The sequence below is a fragment of the Streptomyces aureus genome, from assembly GCF_001418135.1.
GTDB lineage: Bacteria > Actinomycetota > Actinomycetes > Streptomycetales > Streptomycetaceae > Streptomyces > Streptomyces aureus_A.
The window spans coordinates 1-4,464 of sequence record NZ_LIPQ01000621.1; the positions used below are offsets into that span (position 1 = coordinate 1).

The 4,464-nt window shown below is 72.4% G+C and carries 3 protein-coding genes; 2 read left to right on the top strand and 1 reads right to left on the bottom strand.

Annotated features, from left to right (window positions below; translation table 11 throughout):
* Window position 1: 1 nt before the first annotated feature.
* Window positions 2-1,645 (top strand): FUSC family protein, encoded by a 1,644-nt coding sequence (locus AOK00_RS35240; RefSeq protein WP_254047625.1) that lies wholly within the window; start codon window positions 2-4, stop codon window positions 1,643-1,645.
* A 10-nt stretch (window positions 1,646-1,655) separates the two neighbouring features.
* Here AOK00_RS35240 and AOK00_RS35245 read toward each other — a convergent pair whose 3' ends face one another.
* A complete protein-coding gene (locus AOK00_RS35245) occupies window positions 1,656-4,001 on the bottom strand; it encodes an FdhF/YdeP family oxidoreductase (RefSeq protein ID WP_055604186.1) in 2,346 nt (781 codons plus the stop codon).
* 200 nt (window positions 4,002-4,201) lie between these two features.
* Here AOK00_RS35245 and AOK00_RS35250 point away from each other — a divergent pair.
* Window positions 4,202-4,464: Dyp-type peroxidase domain-containing protein (locus AOK00_RS35250; protein WP_173861733.1), on the top strand; the 263-nt coding region annotated here is incomplete at its 3' end.

Sequence of the window (4,464 nt, forward strand, 5' to 3'; positions counted from 1 at the left end):
CCTGCGCGCCGCGCTCGCCATGGCCGTGCCCGCGCTGCCGCTGGCCCTGGCCGGGCACGCCGATCACGCCGTCTACACGATGCTCGGTTCCCTCACCACCACCTTCGGCCGCAACCTGCCCTACGCCCGGCGGGCCCGCGTGCTCGCGCTCGTCGCGGTGGCCATGACGGCGAGCGTGGGCTGCGGTTCGGCGCTCGCTGTATGGGCGCAGCCGCGGGACGGGGGAGCGGGCGCCGCCGTGACGGTCGCGGCGATGGCGGTGGTGGCCGGTGCGGCGAAGTTCGCCTGCGACGCGGCCCGGCTGAGCGGCCTCGGCGCGGTCCTGCTGCTCTTCTCGTTCGCCGTCGCGGCCAACGGCTCCACCGATCCCGCCGACATCCTCCCCCAGACGGCCCTGGCCGCGACCGGCGCGGCCGTGGCCTGGGTCCTCGCCGTCCTCGGGTGGTTCGTGCATCCGGACCGGCCGCAGCGCCTCGCCGTGGCGGCGGCTCTGCGCGAGCTGGTGGATCTGTGGGAGGCGGCGGGCACGGGGAACGGCCACGGGCTCGTACGGCACCGGGCGACGGCCGCCGTCCTCCAGGCGTACCGCACGCTCGGCGTCCTGCCCCCGAGCGCCGCCCAGCGGGGCGGCCGCGGAGACACCTGCCTCCGCCTCGCCGACCTCGCGTGGGCGCTCCTCGTCGGTTCCGCGCGGCGGGTGCCGGACGACCCCACCGGCCTGGCACGGAACCTGCGCCGGCAGGTCCGGCTGCTGGTGAGCCGCCGCCGACGGCTGCCCCGGATACTGCCCGAGCTCGCGGTCCCGTCCCTGATCGCCCAGGGCGCCGCCGTGCCGGGGGCGGCTCCGCCCGGTCCCACCACCCCGTGCGGTTCCCCCACCCCGCAGGCCACCGAACTGCGGGCCACGCAACTCGTGACGGGGCGGGACGCTCCCGGCCGTACGGCGATCCTGCTCGTTCCCGCCCTGCGGATGGTCCTCGGCACCGGCCTCGCCGGTGGGGCCGCCCTGCTGTTCGGGCTCGGCCACGGCTATTGGGCGGCGATCTCCGCCGCCGCCGTTCTGCACTCCGTCAACGTACGGACGGCGGCGCAGCGGGCCGTGCAGCGGACCCTGGGCACGATGGCCGGTCTGATGCTCGCGCTCGGCGTGCTGGCCGCGCGCCCCGACCCCGTCGTCCTCGTCCTGGTGATCGTGCTCCTGGAGTTCCTCCTGGAGTACGTCGTCGCCCGCAACTACGGTCTCGGCGTCGTCTTCCTCACCCCGCTCGCCCTGCTGCTCACCGATCTGGCCGCGCCCTCACGGGCCGGGGATCTCGTCCAGGACCGGGCACTGAGCAGTCTGCTCGGGGTCGGGATCGCGCTGGTGTGCGCGCTCGTCGTGGTCCACGACCGGGCGGCCGTACGGGCGCGGCGCGCGCTCACCGCGTGCCGTGCGGCGTCGGCCCGCGCCGAACGGGCTCTGGGCGAGCGGGCGATGGAGTCGTTCCCGGCCGCCCAGGGGCAACTCGCAGCCGCCGTCGTGGAGTTGCGGGAGGCGGACGACGCCGCCGCGGGCGAGCTCTGGCCGGCGGAGATCGACCCGACCGAACTCGCCGCGGCGGAGCACCGCGGCTACCTCCTCCTGGAGCGGCTCGCCCGAGCGTGATGAGGGAGGGTCAGCCGGTGGGCACGATCGTCACCTTGACGTGCTTCATGATCGGCTGGTCGCTCTGTGTGCTGTAGTCGACCAGCGCGCACAGCACGTTCATCTCGGGCATGTAGCCGGCCGCGCAGCCCCGGGGGATGTCGTACGGGACGGCGAGGTATCCGCTGACGGACCGTCGGCTGCCGTCCTTCGCGGTACTGGTGATGTCGACGGGCCCCATGTCGGCGATCCCGCGCTCCCGCATGTCGGCCCGGTTCATGAAGACCAGCGTGCGCAGGTTCTTGATGCCGCGGTAGCGGTCGTTGTCGGAGTAGATGGTGGTGTTCCACTGGTCGTGGGACCGCATGGTGCCGAGGGCCAGGGTGCCCGGCTCGGGCACGACGTCGGGCAGCGGGGCGCTGGAGAACTCGGCGCGCCCGGACGGGGTGAGGAAGACAAGTTCGCGGGCGGGCTGCTTGATGCGGAAGCCGAGCGGGAGACGCACCCGCCGGTTGAAGTCCTCGAAGCCGTCGAGGGCCTTGGCCATGGTGTCCCGGATGCGGTCGTAGTCCTCGATGTACCACTCCCAGGGCGTCGCGCTGTCGGGCAGCGCGGCCCGCGCCATGCCGGCGACGATCGCCGGTTCGGAGAGCAGGTGCGGGGAGGCCGGGCGCTTCATGCCGATCGACAGATGGACCATGCTCATCGAGTCCTCGACGGAGGTGCTCTGGACGCCCTTGCGCTGATGGTCCTTCTCGGTGCGGCCGAGGCACGGCAGGATCAGTGCCTGTTTGCCGTGGACGATGTGACTGCGGTTCAGCTTGGTGCTCACCTGGACGGTGAGGTCGCAGGTGCGCAGCGCGGCGTAGGTGAGCCGGGTGTCGGGAGCGGCGAGCGCGAAGTTGCCGCCCATGCCGACGAAGACCTTGATCTCGCCGCGCTGCATCGCCTCGATGGTGCGGACCGTGTCCATGCCGTGCTCGCGCGGCGGTTCGATCTCGCAGACCTCGGCGAGACGGTCGAGGAACGCCTCGCTGGGGCGGTGGTCGATGCCGCAGGTGCGGTTGCCCTGGACGTTGCTGTGTCCGCGTACGGGGGAGGGGCCGGCGCCCTCGCGGCCCAGGTTGCCGCGGAGCAGCAGCAGGTTGACGATCTCCCGGACGGTGTCGACGCCGTGCTCGTGCTGGGTGAGGCCCAGACACCAGCTGACGATGGAGCGGTCGGCCTCGCCGTACACGCGCGCGGCCTTGAGGACGTCGGCGCGGCTCAGTCCGGACTGCCGCTCGATCTCCTCCCACGGTGTGGCCTCGCACAGCGCGCGGTACTCCTCGAAGCCGCTCGTGTGGCGGTCGATGAACTCCTGGTCGAGGGCCTTGGGGTCGGTCGTGGACTGCTCCAGGATCGCCTTGGCCATCCCGCGGATCAGTGCCATGTCGCCGCCGATGCGCGGCTGGAGGTTCAGGGTGCTGGTCTTCGTCGACTTGAAGAGGGCCATGTCCGTGAAGTCGTGCGGCACGATGGTCCGGGTGGCGGCGGCCTCGACGAGCGGATTGACGTGCACGATCTGCGCGCCGCGGTGGTGGGCCTCGGCGAGCGCGGTCAGCATCCTGGGCGCGTTCGAGGCGGCGTTCACCCCGAAGATGAACAGCGCGTCGGCGGTCTCCCAGTCCTTGAGGTCGACGGTGCCCTTGCCCGTGCCCAGGGAGGCCTGGAGGGCGCGGCCGCTGGCCTCGTGACACATGTTGGAGCAGTCGGGCAGGTTGTTGGTGCCCAGCTCGCGGGCCATCAGCTGGTAGAGGAAGGTCGCCTCGTTGCCGAGCCGTCCCGATGTGTAGAAGGACGCCTGGCCGGGGTCGTCGAGGCCGCGCAGGGCACGCCCGACCACCTCGAACGCGTCCTTCCAGGTGATCGGGACGTAGTGGTCCGACTCAGGGTCGTAGACCATCGGCTCGGTCAGCCGGCCCTCGTTCTCGAGGTCGTAGTCGGTCCACTCGGCGAGCTCGGACACCGAGTGCGCGGCGAAGAACTCGCTGCCGACGCGCTTACGGGTCATCTCCCAGGTGACGTGCTTGATGCCGTTCTCGCAGATGTCCAGGTGCAGGCCCTTGGTGTCGTCGGGCCACGCGCAGCCGGGGCAGTCGAAGCCGGTGTTCTCGTGGTTCATCCGCATGATCGCGCGCGGGCCGTCGACGAAGGCCCCCTCGCGGACGAGGAAGCCGGTCACGCTCTTGGCCGCGCCCCAGCCCGCCGCGGGGTGGTGGTAGGGGTGGAACTCCGGATCGCCCTCGGGGGTGGGCCCCACCCGGGGCTCCACGGCCTCTCCGGGCTCCGGGGCGCCGGGCGCCGGGGATTCCTGCGCGTCCTGGTCGGTGCTCAAGGCTGCTCACCCTCTCACCTGCGGATATCTGGGGCACTACGGAAGAAGGAGTCGCCCCTCCGGGCAGGCTATGTCCGCCGCTTCCCGGGTGCCACTCGGCCCCGGAAGGCCGTACGGGCTGCGTTCCGGATCATGCGCGCCTACGCTGGCGCTGTCCTTTTCATGCCTTTTGTTCGCCATTGCCTCTCGGCGGGAGTCCCATGGTCGTCGTACAACCCGTCGTCGTCCCGCCCTCCCGGGCGGCCGTGTTCCTCGTGGTCACCGTCAACCCCGGCGGCGAGGGCACGGTGCGGGAGGCACTCCAGGACCTGTCGGGGCTGGTCCGGTCGGTGTCCTTCCGCTCCCCCGACTCCGGTCTCACCTGCGTCGCCGGGATCGGCTCCGAGGGCTGGGACCGGCTCGTCGGCGGTCCGCGCCCCCGCGAGCTCCACCCCTTCCCGGCCCTCAGGGGCCCCCGCCACCG